This window comes from Blastococcus sp. CCUG 61487 (genome assembly GCF_005222955.1).
GTDB lineage: Bacteria > Actinomycetota > Actinomycetes > Mycobacteriales > Geodermatophilaceae > Blastococcus.
Genome location: NZ_LWUA01000221.1, coordinates 55423 through 77035, shown reverse-complemented (window position 1 = coordinate 77035; position 21613 = coordinate 55423). Strand labels below are relative to the sequence as shown.

19 protein-coding genes are annotated in these 21613 nt (G+C 75.3%); 8 read left to right on the top strand and 11 right to left on the bottom strand.

The features are described 5' to 3' along the window. Positions 1-86: 86 nt before the first annotated feature. Both A6V29_RS11195 and A6V29_RS11190 read right to left on the bottom strand, forming a co-directional pair. The gene (locus A6V29_RS11195) at positions 87-1529 is read right to left on the bottom strand and encodes a M20/M25/M40 family metallo-hydrolase (protein WP_137160353.1); all 1443 of its coding nucleotides are present in this window, start codon (positions 1527-1529) and stop codon (positions 87-89) included. Positions 1530-1543: 14 nt separating this feature from the next. After that, positions 1544-2767 carry an arginine deiminase gene (locus A6V29_RS11190; protein ID WP_249933171.1) on the bottom strand — a complete coding sequence of 408 codons (1224 nt, stop codon included), beginning with the start codon at positions 2765-2767 and terminating at the stop codon, positions 1544-1546. Positions 2768-2883: 116 nt separating this feature from the next. On the opposite strand from A6V29_RS11190, the gene A6V29_RS11185 reads away from it, so the two are divergent. After that, complete coding sequence (locus tag A6V29_RS11185) at positions 2884-3648, top strand: SDR family oxidoreductase (protein WP_137160352.1); 765 nt, start codon at positions 2884-2886, stop codon at positions 3646-3648. Between the two features lie 115 nt (positions 3649-3763). Here A6V29_RS11185 and A6V29_RS11180 read toward each other — a convergent pair whose 3' ends face one another. Continuing rightward, positions 3764-5437 (bottom strand): FAD-binding oxidoreductase, encoded by a 1674-nt coding sequence (locus A6V29_RS11180; RefSeq protein WP_137160351.1) that lies wholly within the window; start codon positions 5435-5437, stop codon positions 3764-3766. A 38-nt stretch (positions 5438-5475) separates the two neighbouring features. Between A6V29_RS11180 and A6V29_RS11175 the strand changes: the two genes are divergently transcribed. Then, on the top strand, positions 5476-6978 hold the full coding sequence (locus A6V29_RS11175) for a glycerol-3-phosphate dehydrogenase/oxidase (protein ID WP_137160350.1): 1503 nt from the start codon (positions 5476-5478) through the stop codon (positions 6976-6978). A 5-nt stretch (positions 6979-6983) separates the two neighbouring features. Here A6V29_RS11175 and A6V29_RS11170 read toward each other — a convergent pair whose 3' ends face one another. The 3 genes from A6V29_RS11170 to A6V29_RS11160 all read right to left on the bottom strand — a co-directional run bounded on the left by A6V29_RS11170 (position 6984) and on the right by A6V29_RS11160 (position 9559). Then, the gene (locus A6V29_RS11170) at positions 6984-8075 is read right to left on the bottom strand and encodes an FUSC family protein (protein ID WP_137160349.1); all 1092 of its coding nucleotides are present in this window, start codon (positions 8073-8075) and stop codon (positions 6984-6986) included. 60 nt (positions 8076-8135) lie between these two features. Then, positions 8136-8885, bottom strand: a complete 750-nt coding sequence (locus A6V29_RS11165) for a MerR family transcriptional regulator (RefSeq protein WP_137160348.1) — start codon at positions 8883-8885, stop codon at positions 8136-8138. 77 nt (positions 8886-8962) lie between these two features. After that, positions 8963-9559: a TMEM165/GDT1 family protein gene (locus A6V29_RS11160; protein ID WP_137160347.1), complete on the bottom strand. Its 597-nt coding sequence runs from the start codon at positions 9557-9559 to the stop codon at positions 8963-8965. 315 nt (positions 9560-9874) lie between these two features. On the opposite strand from A6V29_RS11160, the gene A6V29_RS11155 reads away from it, so the two are divergent. Beyond that, the gene (locus A6V29_RS11155) at positions 9875-11017 is read left to right on the top strand and encodes an MFS transporter (RefSeq protein ID WP_137160346.1); all 1143 of its coding nucleotides are present in this window, start codon (positions 9875-9877) and stop codon (positions 11015-11017) included. On the opposite strand, the gene A6V29_RS11150 is transcribed toward A6V29_RS11155, so the two are convergent. Continuing rightward, positions 10956-11834 carry a helix-turn-helix domain-containing protein gene (locus A6V29_RS11150; protein ID WP_137160345.1) on the bottom strand — a complete coding sequence of 293 codons (879 nt, stop codon included), beginning with the start codon at positions 11832-11834 and terminating at the stop codon, positions 10956-10958. The genes A6V29_RS11155 and A6V29_RS11150 overlap by 62 nt on opposite strands. A gap of 26 nt (positions 11835-11860) precedes the next feature. Between A6V29_RS11150 and A6V29_RS11145 the strand changes: the two genes are divergently transcribed. Beyond that, the gene (locus tag A6V29_RS11145) at positions 11861-12334 is read left to right on the top strand and encodes a VOC family protein (RefSeq protein WP_137160344.1); all 474 of its coding nucleotides are present in this window, start codon (positions 11861-11863) and stop codon (positions 12332-12334) included. On the opposite strand, the gene yczE is transcribed toward A6V29_RS11145, so the two are convergent. From yczE to A6V29_RS21620, 3 genes are read right to left on the bottom strand one after another with little or no spacing between them, the layout of a single operon-like run. Continuing rightward, positions 12279-12917 (bottom strand): membrane protein YczE, encoded by a 639-nt coding sequence (gene yczE, locus A6V29_RS11140; protein ID WP_137160343.1) that lies wholly within the window; start codon positions 12915-12917, stop codon positions 12279-12281. The two genes, A6V29_RS11145 and yczE, sit on opposite strands and share 56 nt — an antisense overlap. 17 nt (positions 12918-12934) lie before the next feature. Beyond that, the gene (locus A6V29_RS11135; RefSeq protein WP_137160342.1) at positions 12935-15634 is read right to left on the bottom strand and encodes a diguanylate cyclase domain-containing protein; all 2700 of its coding nucleotides are present in this window, start codon (positions 15632-15634) and stop codon (positions 12935-12937) included. After that, positions 15631-16605 carry a GGDEF domain-containing protein gene (locus A6V29_RS21620; RefSeq protein ID WP_249933170.1) on the bottom strand — a complete coding sequence of 325 codons (975 nt, stop codon included), beginning with the start codon at positions 16603-16605 and terminating at the stop codon, positions 15631-15633. The genes A6V29_RS11135 and A6V29_RS21620 overlap by 4 nt, the downstream gene beginning before the upstream one ends. A 116-nt stretch (positions 16606-16721) precedes the next feature. On the opposite strand from A6V29_RS21620, the gene A6V29_RS21615 reads away from it, so the two are divergent. The 3 genes from A6V29_RS21615 to A6V29_RS11120 all read left to right on the top strand — a co-directional run bounded on the left by A6V29_RS21615 (position 16722) and on the right by A6V29_RS11120 (position 18775). Beyond that, on the top strand, positions 16722-17324 hold the full coding sequence (locus A6V29_RS21615) for a hypothetical protein (RefSeq protein ID WP_249933169.1): 603 nt from the start codon (positions 16722-16724) through the stop codon (positions 17322-17324). A gap of 126 nt (positions 17325-17450) precedes the next feature. Next, positions 17451-18398 (top strand): prephenate dehydratase, encoded by a 948-nt coding sequence (gene pheA / locus A6V29_RS11125; protein ID WP_137160341.1) that lies wholly within the window; start codon positions 17451-17453, stop codon positions 18396-18398. 20 nt (positions 18399-18418) lie between these two features. Further along, on the top strand, positions 18419-18775 hold the full coding sequence (locus tag A6V29_RS11120; RefSeq protein WP_137160340.1) for a hypothetical protein: 357 nt from the start codon (positions 18419-18421) through the stop codon (positions 18773-18775). A gap of 121 nt (positions 18776-18896) precedes the next feature. Here the strand turns inward: A6V29_RS11120 and A6V29_RS11115 are convergent, their stop codons facing one another. Next, positions 18897-21026: an MMPL family transporter gene (locus tag A6V29_RS11115; RefSeq protein WP_137160339.1), complete on the bottom strand. Its 2130-nt coding sequence runs from the start codon at positions 21024-21026 to the stop codon at positions 18897-18899. Between the two features lie 78 nt (positions 21027-21104). On the opposite strand from A6V29_RS11115, the gene A6V29_RS11110 reads away from it, so the two are divergent. Further along, positions 21105-21566 carry a MarR family winged helix-turn-helix transcriptional regulator gene (locus A6V29_RS11110; RefSeq protein ID WP_137160338.1) on the top strand — a complete coding sequence of 154 codons (462 nt, stop codon included), beginning with the start codon at positions 21105-21107 and terminating at the stop codon, positions 21564-21566. The last annotated feature ends 47 nt before the right edge of the window (positions 21567-21613 follow it).

Below are 21613 nucleotides of genomic sequence, written 5' to 3'. Positions count from 1 at the left end.
TCCGCGGACAGTCGGACTCTGCTTACCGATGGAAGCAGAGTCCGACTGTGCGGGAAGAAGTCCTGCCGCGCTCGGGGTCCAGACGCTCAGACGCTGCGGATCAGGTGCCGCATGAAGCCGGCTCCGCGGTGCAGCGCCGCGACGGTGATCCGCTCGTCGGCGGCGTGCAGCGCGGCCAGCTCCTCACGGGTCACGTCGAACGGCATGAACCGGTAGACGCTGTCGCAGATCTGGCTGAAGTGCCGGGAGTCGCTGGCCTGCACCATCAGGTACGGCGCCACCACCGCGTCGGGGTAGGCCGCCTGCGCCGCGGCGGCGACCAGCGCGTACGCCTCGTTGTCGGTCCGGGAGACCGGCGAGGGGTCGTTGCCGGTGAGCACCCGCAGCTCCACCGACTCGTCGGCGATGACCCGTCGCAGCCGGGCAACCGTCGAGTCCACGGTCTCGCCCAGCGCGATCCGGATGTTCAGGTGCGCCGTCGCCGTCGTCGCCAGCACGTTCGAGGCCTTGCTGCCCTCCAGCCGGGTCACCGCCACCGTCGTCCGCACCAGGGCGTTGGCCTCCCGGCCGGCGCGGGAGAGGACGGCGGCCAGCACCGGGCCCAGCGCCCGTGCGTTCGCGAACACGGCCCGCAGCGGGCCGGGCGCGTGCCGGCCGGCGGCGTCGACCATGCCGAGGACGACGTCGTTGAGCCGGGCCGGGAACGGCTGCGCGTCGACGGCGAGGATCGCCTTCGCCAGCCGCGCCGGCGCGCCGCCGGGCACGGGCGACGCCGCGTGCCCGCCCGGGTCGGTGGTGACCAGCTCGACGTTGAGGCTGCCCTTCTCGGCCAGCCCGACGACGGCGATCTGCCCGGGGACGCCGGGGAACATGCCGGTCACCACCGCGCCGCCCTCGTCGACCACCGCCCACGGCCGGATGCCGCGCTCGGTGAACGCCGCGACGGCGAGCTGGGCGCCGACGCCGGTGACCTCCTCGTCGTTGCCGAACGACAGGTAGACGTCGCGTCGCGGGGTGAAGCCCTCGGTGACCAGCGCCTCCACCGCCTCGAGGATCGCGACCATCGAGCCCTTGTCGTCGATGGCGCCGCGGCCGTGCACGACGCCGTCCTCGATCAGGCCGGAGAACGGGTCGCGGCTCCAGTCCTGCCCCTCCACCGGGACGACGTCGTAGTGCGCCATGAGCACCAGCGGCGGCTCGTCGGTGCTGCCGCGCCAGCGGTACAGCAGGGCGCCGTCGCCGAGCTGCTCGCGCTCCAGCGCGGCGTGCGTCGCCGGGTACAGCTCGGCCAGCCGGGCGCGGTACTCGGCGAACGCCGCCTGGTCGATCTGCGACCTGTCCCGGTAGGAGACCGTCGGGATGCGGATGAGGTCGGCGAGGCGGGCCGCCGCGGCGTCGGCGTCCAGACCGGTGAGGTCGACCGGGTCGACGGTGCCGCGCGCCGGCCGGAAGCCGGCCACCCGCCGTGCTGTGGCGCCCGCTGCGGCGGCCAGGGCCGCCGCCCCGGCGAGGGCGAGGGGACGTCGCATGCCAGCTCCTCTGCTCACAGCGGATCGCGGGTGATCGGGCAGGACATGCACCGCGGCCCGCCGCGGCCGCTGCCCAGCTCGGAGCCGGCGACCCTGATGACCTCGATGCCGGCGGCCTCGAGGGCCGCGTTGGTGACGGTGTTCCGCTCGTAGGCGACGGTGAGCCGGGGGGCCAGCGCCAGGGTGTTGTTGCCGTCGTCCCACTGCTCGCGCTCGGCGGTGACCGGGTCCAGGCCGGTGTCGATCACCCGCAGCCTGGCGATGCCCATCGCCGCCGCGGCCGCCTCGAGGAAGGGCTGCGGGCCGGTGACGGTCAGCTCCACCGGGTCGGCGTCGTCGGCCACTCCCTCGGGGGCGGTGACGGTCCAGGCGCGCAGCGACTCGGCCATGGGCGGGTAGATGACCAGCGCGTCGACGTCGACCATCGTGGCGATGGTGTCCAGGTGCATGGTGGCCCGCCGCTGGGCGATGGGGACGACGAGCACCGTGTGCCCCAGCCCGCGGGCGAACACCCGCCGCGCCAGCCGCTCCGCGCCGCCCGGCGTCGTCCGCTCGCCGACGCCGACGGCGAGCACGCCCGGGGCCAGCAGCAGGACGTCGCCGCCCTCGAGGTGCTCGAGGTTCGACGCGTAGAGCTGCTCCACTCCGGCGAACCGCGGGTGGTGGGTGTAGACGGCCGCGGTGATCGTGCTCTCGCGGTGCCGCGCCGGAAGGGCCAGCGAGGTGACCGCGACCTGGTCGCCGATCCAGGTGGAGGAGTCGCGGGTGAACAGCAGGTTGGGCAGCGGGGGGACGACGAAGTCCGAGCGGTCCATCACCTCGTAGGCCAGCCCCCGGCCGCCGCGCAGCTCGTCGTGCGCCAGGCCGCCGATGAGGGTGGCGGCCAGCTCCTCGGGGTCGAGCCAGGCGAGGTGGCGGGTGGCCGCGCGCTGCAGGGTGGCGCCGAGCCGGGGGTCGTCGACCGCCGCGCCGATGAGCTCCGCACGCGCCGACGGGAAGGAGAGGATCTCGACCAGCAGCCGGTCCAGGTAGAGCACCTCGACGCCGCGGTCGGTGAGCGCCGCGGCGAACGCGTCGTGCTCCTCCTGCGCCCGGGCCACCCACGGGATGCCGTCGAAGAGCAGCCCGTCGTTGTTGCGCGGGGTCAGCCGGCGCAGCTCGTCGCCGGGCCGGTGCAGCAGCACCGTGCGCAGCGTGCCGACCTCGCTGGTGGCGCCCATGTCCGGGGACGTGGTCATGATCGGAAGGCTGGCACAGCCGTCGCGCCGGACGCCCGCGGGGCGGCTCCGACCCGCTGGTTAGTGTGCGGGGAGGCCCGGCGACGCAGCCGGCACCGTGCACCCGGAGGTACCGCGTGGACCTGTTCGACCTGACCGGCAAGGTGGCCGTGGTGACCGGGGGTACCCGGGGCATCGGCCTGATGATCGCCCGCGGTTTCCTCCAGGCCGGAGCGGCCCGCGTCTACATCAGCTCCCGCAAGGCCGAGGCGGGCGACGCCGCCGTCGCCGAGCTGGCCGAGTTCGGCGAGGCCGTCTCCATCCCCGCCGACGTCTCCACCGAGGCCGAGTGCATCCGGCTGGCCGAGGAGGTCGGCAAGCGCGAGGAGCAGGTGCACATCCTGGTCAACAACGCCGGCGCGACCTGGGGCGAGGACTTCGAGAAGTTCCCCGAGTCGGCGTGGGACAAGGTGCTGAACCTCAACCTCAAGGCGCCGTTCTTCGTCACCCGCGCCTTCCTGCCGCTGCTGGAGAAGGCCGCCTCGCACGAGGACCCGGCGCGGATCATCAACATCGGCAGCATCGCCGGACTGCAGCCCAGCGCGGCGCGCACCTACTCGTACTCGACGTCCAAGGCCGCGGTGCACCAGCTGACCCGCAACCTGTCCAAGGAGCTCGCGCCGCGCCGGATCACGGTGAACGCCGTCGCCCCGGGGCCGTTCGAGTCGAAGATGATGGCCGCCACGCTCGCCGCGGCCGGGGACGAGATGAACAAGCGCGTGCCGCTCGGGCGGATCGGACGCCCCGACGACATGGCCGGCATCGCGGTCTTCCTGAGCTCGCGGGCCGGCTCCTACCTGACCGGGACGATCATCCCGGTGGACGGCGGCATCGCCACCTGACCCCCGGCCGCGCCCGTCGATGATCAGGTGACCTGATCCTCCGGCGTCCTCCCTCAGCGCCCACCGTGAGGGAGGACGCCGCACGATCAGGTCACCTGATCCCAGCCGGAAGGTCTCAGTCGGGGAGCAGGACGCCCGGGTTGCAGATGTTCTTCGGGTCCAGCCGCGCCTTGACCGCGCGCAGCACCTCCACGCCCAGCGGGCCGATCTCCCGGTCCATCCACGGCCGGTGGTCCGCGCCGACGGCGTGGTGGTGGGTGACAGTCCCGCCCGCGGTCAGCATCGCGTCGGTGGCCGCCCGCTTCGCCGCGAGCCACTGCTGGATGGGCAGTTCCTCGTCGCGGTCGGCCAGCACGGTGAAGTACAGCGAGCCGCCGGTCGGGTAGCCGTGCGAGACGTGCGTCATGATCAGCGGACGGCGGCTCCCCCTGGTCAGCGAGTCGCGCAGCGCGCGGCGGACGGCGTCGTACACGGTGGGCAGCGCCGCCCAGGTGGCCGCGGTCTCCAGCGTCTCGACCAGCAGGCCGGAGTCCAGCAGCGTGTCCCGCACGTAGGGCGCCCCGAACCGGTGCTTGCGCCACGCCTCGCCGACGGGCCGTCCCAGCCGGATCGCCCCGCCCTCGCGCAGCAGCGCCGAGGCGGCCCGGGTGCGCGCCCGCACGATGTCGGGCAGCCCCTCCCAGCCGACGACGAGCATGCAGCCCTCGGCGTGCCCGCGGGCGCGCAGCATGCCCCGGAGCACCCGCGCGCCGGCGCTGCCCGAGTTGAGCAGGTTGGCCCGCGTCTCGTCGGCGTCGGAGAGCCGGACGACGTCGGGCAGCAGGTCGTGCCGCGCGAGCCGCTGCAGCGCCGCCAGCCCGCCGGCCCACGTGCGGAACGACCAGCCCTCGTAGGCGGTCGTCGCCGGCTTCGGCCGCACCCGCAGCGCGACCTCGGTGATCACGCCGAGCGTCCCCTCCGAGCCCACCGCCAGCCCGAGCAGGTCGGGCCCGGCGGCCGACGCCGGCGCGTGCCCCAGCTCCAGCACGCCGGACGGCGTGGCCAGGGTCAGCCCGGCGACGAGGTCGTCGAACCTGCCCACCCCGGTGGACGCCTGTCCCGCGCTGCGGGTGGCCGCGTACCCGCCGATCGTCGCGAACTCCCAGCTCTGCGGCAGGTGCCCGAACATGAGCCCCGAGCGGTCCAGCGCCTCCTCGAGCGCCGGCCCGCGCATGCCCGGGCCGACCCGCACCATCGACGACGGCACGTCCAGCTCCTGCACCGAGGCCATCCGGCCCATGTCCAGGGCGATCGTCGGCCGGTCGTCGGGGTCGATGCCGGCCAGCCCGCCCACCACGCTGGTGCCCCCGCCGAACGGGACGACGACGACGTCACGCTCGCTGCACAGCGCGAGCACGGCCGCGGTCTCGTCGGTGGTGCCGGGGAGGACGACGGCGTCAGGAGCGTCGGAGGCGTCCCCGGACCGGCGCCGCAGCAGGTCCAGGTAGCTCTTGCCGCCCGCCCGGCGCAGCCGCGACTCGCGGTCGGTGCGCACGTTCTCCTCGCCGACCACCCCGGCCAGCGCGGCCCGCGCGTCGTCCGGCAGCCGGGAGGCCGGCAGGCGGATCTCGTCGATGCCGACCGGCGGCGTGGACCGCGGCGTCCAGCCCAGTTCGCGGGCCAGGTGACGGCGCGCGGCCTTGGGCAGGGTGGCCTCGAGCGCGGGCGCGCGCTCACCCGAGGCATCGGCGGAGGCGTCGGCGGGGTGGGGACCCCAGCCCTGGATCGTGAGTTCCGGCTGTTCGGGCACGGATACAGTCTGCCGGTGCCGATGCGAGATGGATCACGGTGATCGGTTCCCTGTCGGCCGGGCAGCGTGCGCGCGACCTGGCCGAGGCAGCCGGTGCACTGGTCGACGTCGTCGTGGTGGGCGGCGGGGTGACCGGCGCGGGCGTCGCCCTGGACGCGGCGGCGCGCGGGCTCTCGGTCGTGCTGCTGGAGCGCACCGACCTGGCCGCGGGCACCAGCCGCTGGTCGTCCAAGCTCGTCCACGGCGGCCTGCGCTACTTGGCCCACGGCGAGATCGGGCTGGCCCGGGAGAGCGCCCGGGAGCGCGCCGTCCTCATGGGGACGACGGCACCGCACCTGGTGCGGCGCCTGCCGTTCCTCATCCCCGATGCCGCCGGGCGCGACGTCTCCGCGCTGGGCGAGGTCGGCGGCCGGCTCGGGGACCTGGTCCGGGTCTCGGTGATGGGCGGCCGCGGGTCGCTGCCGGGCACCCGCAGGGTCTCGGCCGACGACGTGGCCCGCCTCGTGCCGGCCGTCCGACCCGGCCGCGGCGGCGTCGTCTTCTGGGACGGGCAGCTCAGCGACGACGCCCGCCTGGTCATCGCGCTGGCCCGCACCGCCGCCGCCTACGGCGCGCGCGTGCTCACCGGCGCGACGGTCACCGCGGTCGGCGGCGCCGACGTGCACGCCGACGTCGACGGCGAGGCGGTCACGCTGCGCGCGCGGGTCGTGGTGAACGCGGCCGGGGTCTGGTCGCAGCGGCTCGCGCCCGGCATCCGGCTGGTGCCCTCCCGGGGCTCGCACCTGGTCCTGCGCGGCGAGCGGCTCGGCTCGCCGTCGGCCGCGCTCACCGTGCCGCTGCCCGGGTCCCGCTCGCGGTACGTCTTCGCCCTGCCCCAGGCCGACGGGCTGGTCTACCTGGGCATCACCGACGAGCCGGTCGAGGGGCCCGTGCCGGACGAGGACCCGCAGCCCTCCGACGCCGAGGTGCAGCAGCTGCTGGACACCGTCAACCAGGTGCTGGAGCAGCCGCTGACCAGGGACGACGTCGTCGGGCGGTACGCGGGCTACCGGCCGCTCGTGCTGCCGGAGTCGGCGGGGACCGGCCCGGGAGACGCGACCGCCGACCTGTCCCGCAAGCACCTGCTGAGCTGGGACGGACCGGTCCTCACCGTCGTCGGCGGGAAGCTGACCACGTACCGGGCCATGGCGGAGGAGACCGTCGACGCCGTCGTCGCGCGGCTGGGCCGGGCCGCCCGCGCGACCACCGGGCGACTCGCGCTGATCGGGGCCGCGCCGCGGCCGGCGCTCGAGCGCATCCTGGCCTCGCCGCGGCTGGTCGCCCGCTACGGCACGGAGGCACCGGAGGTCGAGGCGCTCGGGGCCGACCTCGTCGTCCCGGGCCGGCCGGAGACCGTCGGTGAGCTGCGCTTCGGCGTGCGCCACGAGGGGGCGCGCACCGTCGACGACCTGCTGGACCGGCGGACCCGGATCGGGCTGGTGCCCGAGGACCGGGCCCGCGCCGTCCCCGTGGCCGAGCGGGTGCTCGCCGAGGAGAGCTGAGCGGATCAGGCGACGACGGGCCGCGGCTCGCCGGCCTGCAGCGCCGTCAGGCTGCGCCGCACCCCGACGGCCACCGCGCCGAGGGCGAAGAACCCCTCGTCGTCGTCCGCCGAGGAGTCGCGCAGCAGGGCGACCAGCCGGCCCAGCGCCACCCCGGCTCGGGCGATCTGCTCGTCGCGCTCGTCCGGGGTCGACCCGTCGCTGGTGTGGTACGGCGTGGAGACGACGCCGGCGAGGCTGTCCAGGGTGTCGGCGAGCACCCAGCCGGTGCCCGCGTCGACCTGGTCGATGCCGCGCCGGTGCGGGTGGAACTCCACGACCAGCGAGGTGAGGTCGTCGACCAGGACGGCGACGCGGTCCACGGCGCGCGCCTCCTCGCGGATCTCCGCCGCCCGGCCCTGCCACCGGCGCGCGCGGGGATTGGCGCGGCGGGCCCGCTCGACGCGGGTGGCGGCCAGCCGCATGCGGTCCAACGCACGGTCGAGGCGGCGGTTGCGGTCGGTCCACTCCGACACGTCGGGCACCCGGCCGTCCCGCAGCGTGGCCGCGATGTCGCGCAGGTGCTGCGCCAGCAGGCCGCGGGTGGTGGTGATCTCCTCCACGGCTCGGGTGAGCTGCAGCGGCGGGAACAGCACGGTGGTGACCAGCACGCCGATGACCGCGCCGAGCAGGGTCAGCCCGGCGTACCGGAGCACGTAGGTGTCGGGGTCGTCCAGCCCGACGGTGAGCATGAGGACGGCGGCGAAGCTCACCCAGCTGGCGTGCTCCCGCCACAGCCGCCACTGCTCGATGAGCACCGCCAGCGCCACGATCGCCGCGACGGTGAGCGCGTTGGGCACCGTCCGGGTGAGCTCGTAGACCACCACGGCGAGGGTGAACCCGGTGAGGATCGCCAGCACGCTGCGCCAGGCGGCGCTGACGGAGTCCGCGATGGTCGGCAGGACGGCGATGACCGCGCCGAGCGGGGCGTAGTAGGCGTAGTCGGACAGCCACGGCGGCAGCAGCACCGCCACCTGCCAGGCCAGCCCGGCGGCGACAGCTGCCCGGACGCCGCGCTGGACGGCGGGATGGCGCAGGTGCACCGGGATGCGGTTCATCCCGCGCGAGCATGACGGGTGGCGCCGCTCACGATCCCGGTGGGGTCCGGCCCCTCGCGGTCAGCTCTGGCGGGCGGCGTTGGCCTGGACGGCGGTGCTCACGTACTGCGCCAGACCTGGAGCGATCCGCTCGTAGTACGCGGTGAAGCGCTGGTCCTCGACGTACATCCGCCCGAGACCCGCGTGGATCTCGACCGAGCAGTCGTAGAAGTTCCGGCTGATCTGCTGCCGGTGCTCCTCGGCGAGGTCCATCGCCTGCTCCGAGTCCGCCGGGACACCGGAGCGCAGCGCCGCGGCGAACCGCGCCTCGACGTCGTCGGACTCGGCCTTGACCCGAAGCCAGTCCTCCTTGGTCATGGCGCGGGTCCGCTGCTGGGACTGCGCCCACGCGTCGGTCTGGCCCCACTTCTGCTCGGCCTCGGCCGCGTACTCCTCCGGCAACCAGTCCCCGAACACCTCGAACCGCTCCTCCGGGGTCAGCGAGATCCCCATGTTCCGTGCCTCCATCTCCTTCTCGACGGCCGCGACCATCGCCTGCGTCCGCTCCAGCCGGTCCCGCAGCAGCCGGTGCTGCCGGCGCAGGTGCTCGGCGGGATCAACGTCGCCGGACAGCAACGTCGCGACCTCCTCCAGGGGGAAGCCCAGTTCGCGGTAGAGCAGCACCGCGTGCAGCCGGTCCAGATCGGCCGGCGCGTACTGCCGGTAGCCGGCCGCCGTCCGCCCGGACGGCGACAGCAGGCCGATCCGGTCGTAGTGGTGCAGAGTGCGCACCGTGACGCCGGCCAGCGCGGCGACCTCTCCCACCTTCACCGGGTCCTCCCTTCCTCTGACGCGGTCCAGGCAACAGCCTGACGTCGCGTCAGGGTCAAGCGTTCCCGGTGATCCGCTCAGACCAGGGCGCGGACGGTCTCGACGACGGCGACCGCCGCGAAGACGAGGAACAGTCCGGCGGCCACCCGCCGGATGAGCGCGATGGGGAGCCGGTCGGCGAGGTTCTTGCCGAGGAAGACGGCGAGCCCCGAGACCACGAGCAGCGCGGCCCAGGCGCCGACGAACACCGACAGCGGCTCGTCGTAGCGCGCCGCGAGGCCGGCGGTTGCCAGCTGCGAGAGGTCGCCCCACTCGGCGGCGAACAGGACGCCGAAGGAGATGGCCGCCACGCGGAAGAAGGAGTGGCCCTCGCGCCCCTCGGCGGTGTCGTCGGCGTCCTCGGGCCCGCTGTCCGCGCTGCGCCACAGGATCACCGCGCCTACCAGGAACAGCACCGCGACGACGCCGCTCACCAGCGCCTCCGGCAGCAGCGACAGCAGCGAGCCGGCGGTCACCGCGATGGCGACCTGCAGCCCGAACGCCGTCCCGACGCCGACGAAGACCGGCCAGTGCGGGAATCGGGTGGCCAGCACCAGGCTGGCGAACAGCGTCTTGTCCGGGAGCTCCACCGGGAGCACCAGGACGAACGCGGCCACGACGACCGACAGGACCACGAGAATTCCTACTTCCGCTCGGGCACCACCGGGCGGGTGCGGGCAGCCTCCGACCGGCAGCGCGGGACGCTGCGATCGAAGGTCTCGCCCATCCGCGCGGGCGCGGACCCGCTGACCGGGCGGCCCGCGAGCGGGCGCGCCAGCATGTCGACCAGCGGACGGGGGGCTACTCCCCTTCGCGGGCAGCGTAGCCCCCGCTGGGGAAAGCGGCTGCGCTCCCCGCCCGCCGGCGCTACCGTGCCGCTCATGCGCCGACATTGATCCGCCGCCTCGACAGCACTGCCGCCGCCCGCCCGGCCGCTCGCCCGGCTGGCGGTGGGCTGGGCCGCGCTCTCCGAGCTGGTGCCGCTGTACCCGCTGTACGCGCTGCTCTTCCTCGACACCGGCCTGTCCGCCGCCCAGGTGTCGCTGCTGTTCGCCGTCTGGTCGATCACCTCCTTCGTCACCGAGGTGCCGGCCGGGGTGCTGGCCGACAGGTGGTCCCGGCGCGGGGTCGTCGTCCTGGGCGGGATCCTGCAGGCGGCCGGCTTCGCGGTGTGGACGGCGGCGCCGGCGGCGTGGGCGTTCGTGGTCGGCTTCGTGCTCTGGGGCGTCGCCGGGGCGTTGGTCTCGGGGGCCGCCGAGGCGCTGGTGTACGACGGGCTGGCCGCTGTGGGAGCGGGGGAGAGCTACGCCCGCGTCAACGGCTGGATGACCGCCGCCGAGCTCCTCGTGCAGGTGCCGACGGCGTTCGCGTCCGCCGCGCTGTTCGCGCTCGGTGGCTATCCGCTGGTCGGCTGGGTGAGCGTCGCCGTCTGCCTGTCCGCCGCGGCGCTGGCGCTCCGCTTCCCCGAGGCTCCGCGCGCGGCCGACGAGGACGACGACGAGGACGGCGACGAGGAGCCGTTGCGGCAGGGAGTGGTGGAGGCGCTGCGCTCGCCGGCGCTGCGGGTCCTGGTGCTCGCCGTCGCGCTGGTCGGTGGTCTGGACGCGATCGAGGAGTACTTCCCGGTGCTGGCCGGCGACTGGGGCGTGCCCACCGCCGCCGTGCCGTTCGCCGTCCTGGTCATCTCGCTGGCCGGGGCGGCCGGCGCCGCCCTCGGTGGGCGGGCCGACCGGCTCCCCGGCACCGCGCTGCTGGGGATGCTGGTCGCCGCGGCCGGTCTCCTCGCGGTGGCGGCGCTCTGGGCCCGGCCGGCGGCGCTCGGCGCGGTCGCGATCGCCTACGCGCTCTACCTGGCGGTGCTCGTCGTCGCCGAGGCCAGGCTGCAGGCCGGGATCGCCGGCCGGCACCGCGCGACGATCACCTCCGTCGCGGGCCTGGGCATCGAGCTCGCCTCGCTGCTCGTCTTCGCCGTCTGGGGGCTGGGCGGGCCGCTGGCGGTGGCGCTGCTGGTGCTCGCCGTCGTCCCCGTGGTCAGGGCGGGTCTGCGGACCCGGGAGCCCGACGCGCCCGCTGGAGATAGGCCGAGGGAGTGACCCCGACGACAGTCCGGAAGTCGCGGCTGAAGTGCGCCTGGTCGAACCAGCCCAGCGACGCCGCCAGCCCGGCCAGGTCGTCGACCTCCCCGGCGTCGATCGCCGCGGCGGCGTCCTGCAGGCGGTACCGGGCCAGCACCGCCTTCGGGCTCACCCCGACGTAGCCGGCGAACAGTCGCTGCAGGGAGCGGACGCTCAGCCCACCCAGCGCGGCCACCTGGTCGACGCGCACCAGCTCCCGGTCGGAGATCATCGCGCCGACGAGGCCCAGCAGGTCGAGGTAGGCGTCCGGCGGTGCGACGGCGAGCGGCGCGAGGGCGGCGTCCAGGGCCGCCGCGCGGTCCTCGTCGTCCTCGGGTGCCAGGACGTCGGCCAGCAGTCGGGCCGCGGAGATCCCCAGCCGGTCGCCCAGCGGCTCGACGGTGTCCCGCCCCGGCAGGGTGCCGGTGAGGGCGGTGAAGCCGCCCGGGCGGAACTTCACCGCGGTCACCCGCCCGGCGCCGGTCAGGTCGACGGTGAACCGCCGGGTGACGACGCCGTGCAGGAGGACGGCGGGCAGGGTGAAGCCGAACCGGGGCTCGGTGCCGGTCTCCACCGACAGGTTCACGCTGGGGTGGCTGAGCACCTCCGACCGGAACGGTGGCCGGCCGGTGCGGTCCCAGCGCACCGACCAGTACCGCTCGACGAACGGCCGGAGCGCCTCGCTGACCGGGGCGTCGCGGCGCAGGCCGGCGTGCTCGGCGGTCTCGTCCGGCCGCAGGACACCGCGCAGGGTCGCCGCCCGGTCGACGGCTGTCGCGTTCTTCCAAGACGCCACGGCGGCAGGCTAGCGAGCATCGGGACATGACGATCACGCATGGGAAGCCCGAGGGCTACACGACCCTGACCCCGTTCCTCGTCTGCTCCCCGGCGGCCGAGGCGATCCGCTTCTACGAGGACGTGTTCGGCGCGACGCTGGTCAGCCGCATGGATGCGCCGGACGGCACGGTGCCGCACGCGGAGCTGGACTTCGGCGACGGGCGGCTGCAGCTCGGCGACCCGAACGACGAGTACGGCCTCGTCGTCCCGGATCGCTCGCGGGACGCGGTCAGCTCCTCGACCTGCATCTACGTCGCCGACGTCGACGCCGTCTTCGCGAGGGCGGTCGAGCGCGGCGCGACGGTGCGCGAGGAGCCCGACACCTTCGTCACCGGCGACAGGTTCGCCTCCCTCTACGACCCGTTCGGCCACCGGTGGGCGGTCATGACCAAGGTCGAGGACGTCAGCCCCGAGGAGCAGGACCGCCGGCTGGCGGAGTGGGCCGGGCAGCAGGGCTGACGGTGAGCGGAGGGAGCAGCACCTGCACCAGCGGGCCGATGGCCAGCGCGTAGACGACGGTGGCCACGCCCAGGGTGCCGCCGAGCAGCCACCCGGTCGCGACGACGGCGACCTCGATGGAGGTTCGGACCAGCCGGACCGAGCGGCCGGTGCGGCGGACCAGCCCGGTCATCAGCCCGTCCCGCGGTCCGGGGCCGAGCTGCACCCCCACGTACGCCGCCGTCGCCACGGCGTTGAGGACGACGCCGGCGACGGCGAAGGCGATCCGCGCGGCGAGGGAGGACGGCGCCTCGAGCACCGCCAGCACCGCGTCCAGGACCAGCCCGATGACGAGGACGTTGCTGACCGTGCCCAGGCCCGGGCGCTCGCGCAGCGGGATCCAGGCCAGCAGCACCAACGCGCCGACGGCGATGGTCACCGCCCCCATCGACCAGCCGATCTGGCGGGCCAGGCCCTGGTGCAGCACGTCCCACGGCATCACGCCCAGGCCGGAGCGGACCAGCAGCGCCATCGAGGCGCCGTAGAGCACCAGGCCCAGGTAGAGCTGCACGAGCCGCCGCGGCAGCCTCCGTCCGGACCTCACCGCGGGGAGGGCGGGGGTCAGCGGGCCGAGCGGCGGGCGATCCGGGCGGCGAGGACGCCGGCGGAGTAGCCGCTGTCGATGGTGCTGACCGCCACGCCCGGCACCGTCGAGTTGAGGACCGTCATCAGCGCGCCGAGGCCGCCGAGCGACTGCGGCTGGCCGGCCGAGGTCGGGACGGCGACGACCGGCACGTCGGTCGCCTCGGCCACCGCCGCGGTCACCCCCGCGTCCAGCCCGGCGACGACGACCAGGCAGTCGGCCGCGCCGAGGACGGCGGGGTCGGCCAGCAACGCGCGCAGCGCCGGTCCGGCCACGTCGTCGTGCCGTACCGCGCGGCTGCCGGTGACCCGCACGACGAAGGCGGTCTCCGCGGCGACCCCGGCGTCCGGCGCGGCCGCGCACAGCACGTCCACCTGCCCGACGGGCTGGGGCAGCGGCCCGACGGCGGCGGCCTTCGCGGCGGCGTCGACGGTCGTGCACCCCTCGTGCTCGCCGGCCAGGGCGACCAGCGTGTCCGCGCCGGCCCGCAGCACGAGGACGGGACGCTCGGGGTGGGCGCTGCGGGCCGCCCGGACCAGGGCGAGCACCTGCTCGGTCGTGCGGCCGGTGGCCCAGACGACCTCCGGCTCCACGGCGGCCGCGCGGACCGCGGGTACCGGCGCAGGCGGCAGCGGGCCGAGCAGCGGCTCGTCCGGCCGGTCGACCCCGAGCGGCGGCTCGGCGGGCGACGACGGCGCGGCGGCCGGTGCCGTGGCGAGCAGCGGCGCGAAGCCGTCGTCCTCCCGGCTCGTACCGTCGCCCCGCTCCTCGGGTGCGGCCCGCTTCTGCGTGACCCCCGACAGCCGGATCACGCGGTTGCGGCCGCTGCGCTTGGCGTCGTAGAGCACTCCGTCGGCGGCAGCGAACAGCGTGCGACGGTCGTCCCCGCGGGCCGCCGAGGCGATCCCCACGCTGATCGTCACCGGCTGGTCCAGCCCGAGGGAGGCCCAGTCGTAGCCGGCCACTTTGCTGCGGGTGCGCTCGAGCGCCCGTTCGGCCTGCTCGGCGGTGGTGTCGGGCAGCAGGACGACGAACTCGTCACCGGCCCACCGGCACACCTCGTCGCTGTCGCGGACGCCGGCGATGAGCAGCTCCGCCACCGCCCGGAGCACGGCGTCGCCCCCCGGGTGGCCGATGGCGTCGTTGATCGACTTGAACCTGTCGACGTCGACGACGGCCAGCGCCGGCACCCCGCCACCGGCGAGCAGCCCGTCGAGTCGGGCCTCCGCGTACCGGCGGTTGGGCAGGTGGGTCAGCGGGTCCTCGTAGGCCTGCCGGCGCAGCTGGCCGGCGGCCCGCTCGGTCTCCAGCAGGCTCTTGCGCCGGCCGAACAGCTCCACCCACCGGGTGCGCCGCTCGTCGACCCGGTCGAGCTCGTCGGCCAGGTAGGTCTGCAGGTAGGGCAGCGCCCGGCCGGCGTCGTCGAGCTCGGCGTGCAGCGTGCACAGCTCCCGCAGGGCCGCCCGCCGCAGCCGGGGCAGGCCGTGCTCGGTGGCCAGGTGGAGGGTGGAGACCAGGTGCTCGTCGGCGCCGCTGAAGTCGCCCTGCCGGCGCAGCGCCCGGCCGAGGGCCAGCTGCGCGGCGGCGCGCTGCGTGCGGTCGTCGACGGCCGAGGTGATCCGGACCGCGGCGCGCAGCTGACCGATCGCGGCGGTGTGCTCGCCCAGCCCGACCAGCGCCCAGCCGTGCACGATCTGGGCCGCCACCAGGCCCGGGGAGTCCGGGGGCAGCAGCTGCAGCGCCTCCTCGGCGAGCGCGCGGGCCTCGGCGAAGTGCGGGCCCGCGGCGTCGGGGGAGCCGTCGTCGAGCAGCCCCTCGCCGAGTTCGGCGCACAGCTCGCCGAGCCGGGTGGCCGCCCCGGCGACCAGCACGTCCGGGTCGCCGTCGGCCGGCTGCAGGGCGTCGGGCTCGGCGGCCGCGGCGCGCGCCGCCTCGTGCGCGCGGCGCTGGAAGTCCAGCGCGAGCGGCATGAGCTCCAGGTCGGCCAGGACCCCGGCCAGCGTGCCGAGGGTGTCCACCAGCAGCCGGCTCGGGGGCAGCGCGGGGTCGAGCAGGCTGGCGGCCTCGACGGCCTCGTCCATGGCGGCGTCGATCCGCCGGGAGAGCAGCTCGATCCGCGCGTGCCGGGCCAGCCCGGCCGCTCGCTGCAGGTCGTCGTCGGTGGCGTCGAAGGCGGCCTTGGCCGACCGGACCAGGGCGATGGCCAGCGCGGCGCGGGAGGCCGACTCGGAGCGGTGGTCGGCGCCGGGCTGCTCGGTCGAGCCGTGGCCGTCGATGAGGCCGGCGACACCGGCGTGCAGGTCCAGGGCCGGCTCGGCCTCGGCGCCGGACGTGGAGACCGGCTCGCCGACGAGGGTGAACCCGGCGACCCGCAGCCGGCGGACGAGCAGCTCGGCGCGCAGGGTGTCGGCCCAGGCGCGGCCGAGGTCCGGGGCGCCGCCGGCGGGGTCCGGTTCGGACGCCTCGTAGGGCGAGGGCTCGCCGTCGACGCCGGAGAGCAGCTGCTCGGCGTCGTCCAGCCGCCAGTTGGCGAGGGCAGCGGTCACCCGTTGGTGCAGGGTTCCCGGTGGCACGAGCGCACTGTGCACTCCGCCCCCCTCGGTGTCGAGCAGGTCGTCGGGAACGCGCCGCGCCCTGCCCGTCGTGCCCCACGCGTCCCAGCCGCGGACCGTCGTCATGCCCGCGGCCGGCCGTCGTCGCCCGTGCTCCCGCCCGGGGCGCGCACCCGGTTCCGCCCGCTGCGCTTGGCGGAGAACAGCAGCAGGTCGGCGCTCTCGAACAGCGTGCGCCAGCCGAGGACGGGTTCCGGGTCGTCGTCGGGCACCTCGGGCGCGGTGGCGACGCCGATGCTCACGGTGACCGGCTCGGGCAGCGGCAGGTCCGACCAGTCCGCGGCCGCGACGGCCGCACGCAGCCGCTCCATCACCGCGACGGCCTGCGCCTCGGTCGCCGTCGGCAGCAGGACCAGGAACTCGTCGCCGGCCCAGCGGTACACCTCGTCGCCGGTGCGGCTGTGCTCGCGCAGCAGGTCGGCCACCCGGCGCAGGACGACGTCGCCCTCGGTGTGCGAGGCGCCGTCGTTGACCTCCTTGAACCTGTCGACGTCGACCACCGCCAGCGACAGCGGCTCCTCGCCCAGCCGCAGCCCGGCCAGCCGGCGCTCGGCGCTGCGCCGGTTGCCCAGCCCGGTGAGCGGGTCCTCGAGCGCGTGCCGGCGCAGGACGGCGGTCTGCCGCTCGGCCTCCCGGAGCCGGCTGCGACGGACGAACATCTCGGCCCACAGCTGCCGGCCCTGCGCGTTCGCGCGGCCGGTGTCGGCGCGGTAGGCCTCCAGCCAGTGCAGCGCGTCGGCGGAGCGGCCCAGGTCGGCGCTGGTGCGGCCCAGCTCGAGCAGGCACTGGCGGTAGCGGCGCCGGTCGCCGGTCGCGGCGAACGCACCGGAGGCGTCGACGAGCAGCTGCACGGCCTCCTCGCCGGCGTTCGGATCGCCGTCGCGGGCGGACATCCGGGCGAGCAGGCGGGCGAGGACGAGGTCGGTGTGGCCGCGCAGCCAGACGTCGCCGTCGGCCTGGACCCGCCGCTGCACGCTGCGCAGCGGCCCCAGCGCGCCGTCGAGGTCGCCGGCGCAGGCCAGCGCCCACGCCTGCACCAGGTCGAGGGCGTGTGCCTCGGCCGCGGTGGTGTCGATGTCCAGCTCCCGGGCGGCGACGGCGCACGCGGTCGCCTCGGCGGCGAGCTCGGCGCCCGGGGCCCGTCACCGCGCCGGTGCAGCGTCTGGGCGAGCTCGACCTGCTGGGCGGCGCTGAGCAGCAGGGTCCGCCACCGGTCCGCCAGGCCGGGCAGCTGCGCGGCGACGAGGTGCGCGCGGCGGGCGTGCAGGACGGCGAGCTCCTCGAGGTCCAGCGCGGACAGGGTCAGCGCCAGCCAGCGGTGTGCCTGCAGGAGAGCGCGGGACGGCTCCTGGGCCGACGGCTCGTCGGTGAGCAGGCTGGCGTCGACCGCCATGAGCATCGCGGCGTCCACGTGGTCGGCGCCCGCTTCGACGTGCGCCAGGTACGCCAGCGCCAGCGCCGTCCACACCGACGGCAGGCACTCGGCCAGGGTCTCGCGGGCGGCGCCGACCGCCGCGCCGACGGCCTCGAGGTCGCCGTCGACCTGGCTGCTCCGCGCCGCCACCGCGGACCGCCACGCGCGCCAGTACGGCTCGTCGGTCCCGGACAGGGCGTCGTCGACCTCGTCGAGGACCGCCCGGAAGGCGCCGACCTCCCGGTCGCCGGCGTCCAGCAGGTGCCACAGGGCCGCCTGCAGCGCTGCCCGCGCGGCCGGCGAGGAGTCGGCCGGGGACGGCGGCGGCGACGAGGTGGGTGACGAGGCGCGGGACACGCCACCTCCAGTCGCGGGTCGTCGTCCGGTCGTGCGGTCGGATCGAACGGACAGCGAGGCAGCTTCCCCCGGATCACGTCTCGGCCGATCCGCCCGCACTACCCTCGTCGGATGCCCGGGACTCGACCCAGCACGCCCCCGACGCGGTTCGTCTATCTCGGACCCGAGGGTACCTTCGCCGAAGCCGCCCTGAGCAGCGTCGTTGCCACCAGCGAGGGAACGCGAACCCCCCGCCCGAGTGTCCCGGCGGCGCTGGCCGCCGTCCGTTCGGGGGACGCCGACGCCGCCCTGGTGCCGCTGGAGAACTCGGTGGAGGGTTCGGTCCCGGCGACGATGGACGGGCTGGCCGACGGCGACGCGCTGCTCATCACCCGCGAGGTGTTCCTCCCGGTCGCGTTCACCCTCGCCGTCCGCCCGGGGACGACGCTGGCCGACGTGCGCTCGGTGGCCAGCCATCCGCACGCGCTCGCGCAGACCGGCCGCTGGCTGGCGGCGAACCTCCCGGAGATCACCCCGCTGCCCGCGACCTCGACCGCGGCGGCCGCGGCGGCGGTGGCCGCCGGGGAGCACGACGCCGCGGTGTGCGCCGCGATCGCCGCCGCCCGCTACGGGCTGGAGCCCCTCGCCGACGACATCGCCGACCACGCCGGCGCCGTCACCAGGTTCGTGCTCGTCGCCCCGCCCGGCCCGCTGCCGGAGCCGACCGGCAACGACAAGACCTCGATGGTGGTCGTGGTCGGCGACCGGACCGGGGCGCTGCTGGACCTGCTGCGCGAGTTCGCGTCGCGTGGCATCTCGCTCACCCGGATCGAGTCGCGGCCCACGCGCGAGCGGCTGGGCGTCTACTCGTTCTCGCTGGACTGCGAGGGGCACATCGCCGACGCCCGGGTCGGCGAGGCGCTGGCCGCCCTGCACCGGGTCTGCGACGACGTCCGCTTCCTCGGCTCGTACCCGCGGGCCGACGGGCGGCAGAACGTGCCGGTGCCCCCGGAGTCGGAGGACGCCGCCTTCGCCGAGGCCGAGGGGTGGCTCGCGCGGCTGCGGTCCGGCGGGGTGTAGCGCCGCTACGCTGCGCGGCCGTGCTCCCCGTCACGCCGTTCCCCCCGCCGCCCGGCCCCGTCGGCCCGCCCCCGTCGCGGCGGCGCGCGGCCTGGGAGCTCGGCCTCGCCCAGGGCGTCTACCTGCTGTTCCTGCTGCCGTGGTTCGTCCTCGGCGTCGGCGGCACGATGGGGCTGGCGAGCTGGGAGTCGGACCTCGCCGTCCTGATCCTGCTGGCCTGGTGGATCTACCCGGTGGTGTTCGTGGCCGGGGTCGCGGTGTCGTGGTCGCTGTTCGCCGGCCGGCTGGTGACCGCCGCGCGGTGGGTCAACCTCGCGCCGGCGCCGTGGGTGCTGCTCGGCCTCGGGCTGATCGTCTGGATCCTGCTCGCCGGCTGACCGGGGTCGGGACCGCGATGCGCCGGTGATGCGCGCTCCCTCGAGTTGATCATCGTCTCCGTGCGCGCGGCACGGGAAGGCGCGCCGTCCGGCGGAGCACGGAGACGATGATCAACTGGCGTCAGACGCGCTCGAGCTCGCGTTCGGGCGCCGGTGCGGTCGGGCCGTCCGCCAGCTTGCTGGGCCACCAGACCTTGTCGCCGATCAGGTGGACGGCGGCCGGCACCAGCAGCGTGCGGACGACGAAGGTGTCGAGCAGGACGCCGAACCCGACCAGGAACCCGAGCTGGATGAGGATGACCAGCGGCAGCACGGTGAGCGCCCCGAAGGTCGCCGCCAGCACCAGCCCGGCGCTGGTGATCACCCCGCCGGTCACCGCCAGCGCGCGCAGCACGCCGTCCCGTGCCCCGTGCCGGATCGACTCCTCGCGCGCCCGGGTCATGAGGAAGATGTTGTAGTCGATCCCCAGCGCCACCAGGAACACGAACCCGATGAGCAGCACCTGCGGATCGCTGCCCGGGAACTGGAACAGGTGCTCGAAGACCAGCGCGCCGACGCCGACGGTCGCGAGCGTGCTAAGCGCCGTCGTCGCGACGAGCAGGACCGGTGCCACGATCGCCCGCAGCAGCAGCGCCAGCACGACGGTGATCACCAGCAGCACCAGCGGGACGATGACCAGCAGGTCGCGGGCCGCCGTCTCCTGGGTGTCGAGATCCTGGGCGCTCGAGCCGCCGACCAGGGCGTCGGGGTCGACGTCGCGCACCGTCGTCCGCAGGTCCGAGACCGTGCTCTGCGCCGCCTCGCTGTCGGGAGCGTCGTCCAGGGTCGCCTCGAGCCGCACGAGTCCGTCGACCTCCACCGGCTCGCCACCGGCCGCCCCGGGCGGGCCGGCCTGCTCGCCGGTGAACGGCTCCACCTCGGCGACGCCGTCGGTAGCGGCCGCCGCCTCGGCGACCTCCTGCCAGCCGTCGGCCGGCGTGATGATGATCGCCGGGCTCGCGGCGCCCGCCTCGAAGTGCCGGGCGATCGCCTCCTGGCCGGCACCGGACTCCGAGCCGCCGCGCACCGCCTCGGACAGCGGGATGCCGTCGGAGTCGAACAGCGGCACGAACAGCGACAGGGCGATGAGCGCGCCACCGCTGGCCAGCAGGTAGCGGCGAGGGCGCCGTCCCACCGAGGTCGCGATCCGCTCCCAGCCCTTGCCGTGCGCGACCTCCTGGCCGTACTTCGGGCGGAACGGCCAGAAGGCGGCCCGGCCGAGCAGGACCAGGACGGCGGGCAGGAAGGTGAGCGCGGCGAGCATGGCGAACGCGATGCAGACCGCCGAGATCGGGCCCAGCCCGCGGTTGGAGCCCAGGTCGGAGAAGACCAGGCAGAGGACGCCGAGGATGACGGTGCCGCCGGAGGCCAGGATCGGCTCCCAGGACCGCTGGAGGGCCACCCGCATCGCGGCGTACTTCGACTGCTCCCGGCGCAGCTCCTCGCGGTACCGGGCGACCAGCAACAGGCCGTAGTCGGTGGCCGCGCCGACGACGAGGATCGAGGCGATGCCCTGGCTCTGGCCGTTGACGTCGATCCAGCCCTGCTTCGCGAGGAAGTAGGCGACCGCGAGCGAGACGGTCAGCGCCAGGCCGGCGGTGCCGATGACCAGCAGCGGCAGCAGCGGGCTCCGGTAGACGACGAGCAGGATCAGCAGGACGACGCCGAACGCGGCGACCAGCAGCAGGCCGTCGATGCCGGAGAAGCCCTCGGAGAAGTCGGAGAAGATCGCGCCGGGGCCGGTGACGTACGCCGTCGTCCCGTCGATCCCGTCCAGGCCGCGCAGTTCGGCGATGACCTCGTTGAGCGTGTCACCGAGGTCGGGGTTGAACGGGAGCACGGCCTGCAGCGCCTCACCGTCCTCCGACGGGATGACCGGGGAGGGGTCGCCCTCGAGCGCGCCGGCGTCCTCGGCGATGGCGATCGCCTCGTCCAGCCGCTCCTGCGCCTCGCCCTGCGCGGCGGGGTCCAGCGCGCCGTCGTCGCTCTCCCAGAACAGGATGACCGGCAGGGTGCGCTCGGACTGGAACTCCCGGCTCAGTTCGGTGACCTGGGTGGACTCGGCGCTGTCGGGGAGGAAGGCGGCGGAGTCGTTCTCCGAGACCTCGCCGAGCTTGCCGCTGAACGAGCCCAGCGGTCCGGCGAGCGCCAGCCAGGCGATCGCGACGAGCGCCGGTATCAGCCAGCGGAGGAGCGAGGTTCGGCTGCGCATGATGTCCTTCGTCGGTCGATAATCTCGATCATCGAGAGATTAGGGTGGATCCCGACGACGCGCGAACGGAGGTGACCGATGGCACCGCAGGACGACGTCCGCCGGGAGGTGGCACTGCTCCTTCGGCGGTTGAACGTCGAACTGGATGCAGTCGGGCAGAGATTCGCCCATCTGCACGGGCTCAACCGCACCGACGTGCGGGCGCTGGTCGCGATCATGGACGCCACGCGGCGGGGGGAGCCGATGACGCCGGGCCGGCTCGGCGAGGCGGTGGAGCTGCGCTCGGCCTCGGTGACCGCGCTGGTCGACAGGCTGGAGCGGGTCGGGCACCTGCGCCGGATCCGGGACGACGTCGACCGCCGGCGCGTGGTGCTGGAGATGTCGGACTCGGCGATGGCCGCCGGCGGCGAGCACTTCGGTGGGCTGGCCGCGGATCTGGCCGCCGCGATGGAGGGCTACGACGACGAGGAGCTCGCCGTCGTCCACCGGTTCCTGCTGGACATGACCGACGTCGTCACCCGCCACGCCCGGGAATCATGATCGTTGTGCGCTGACGGCCCTCATTCGAGCGCCGAGAGGTCCATGAG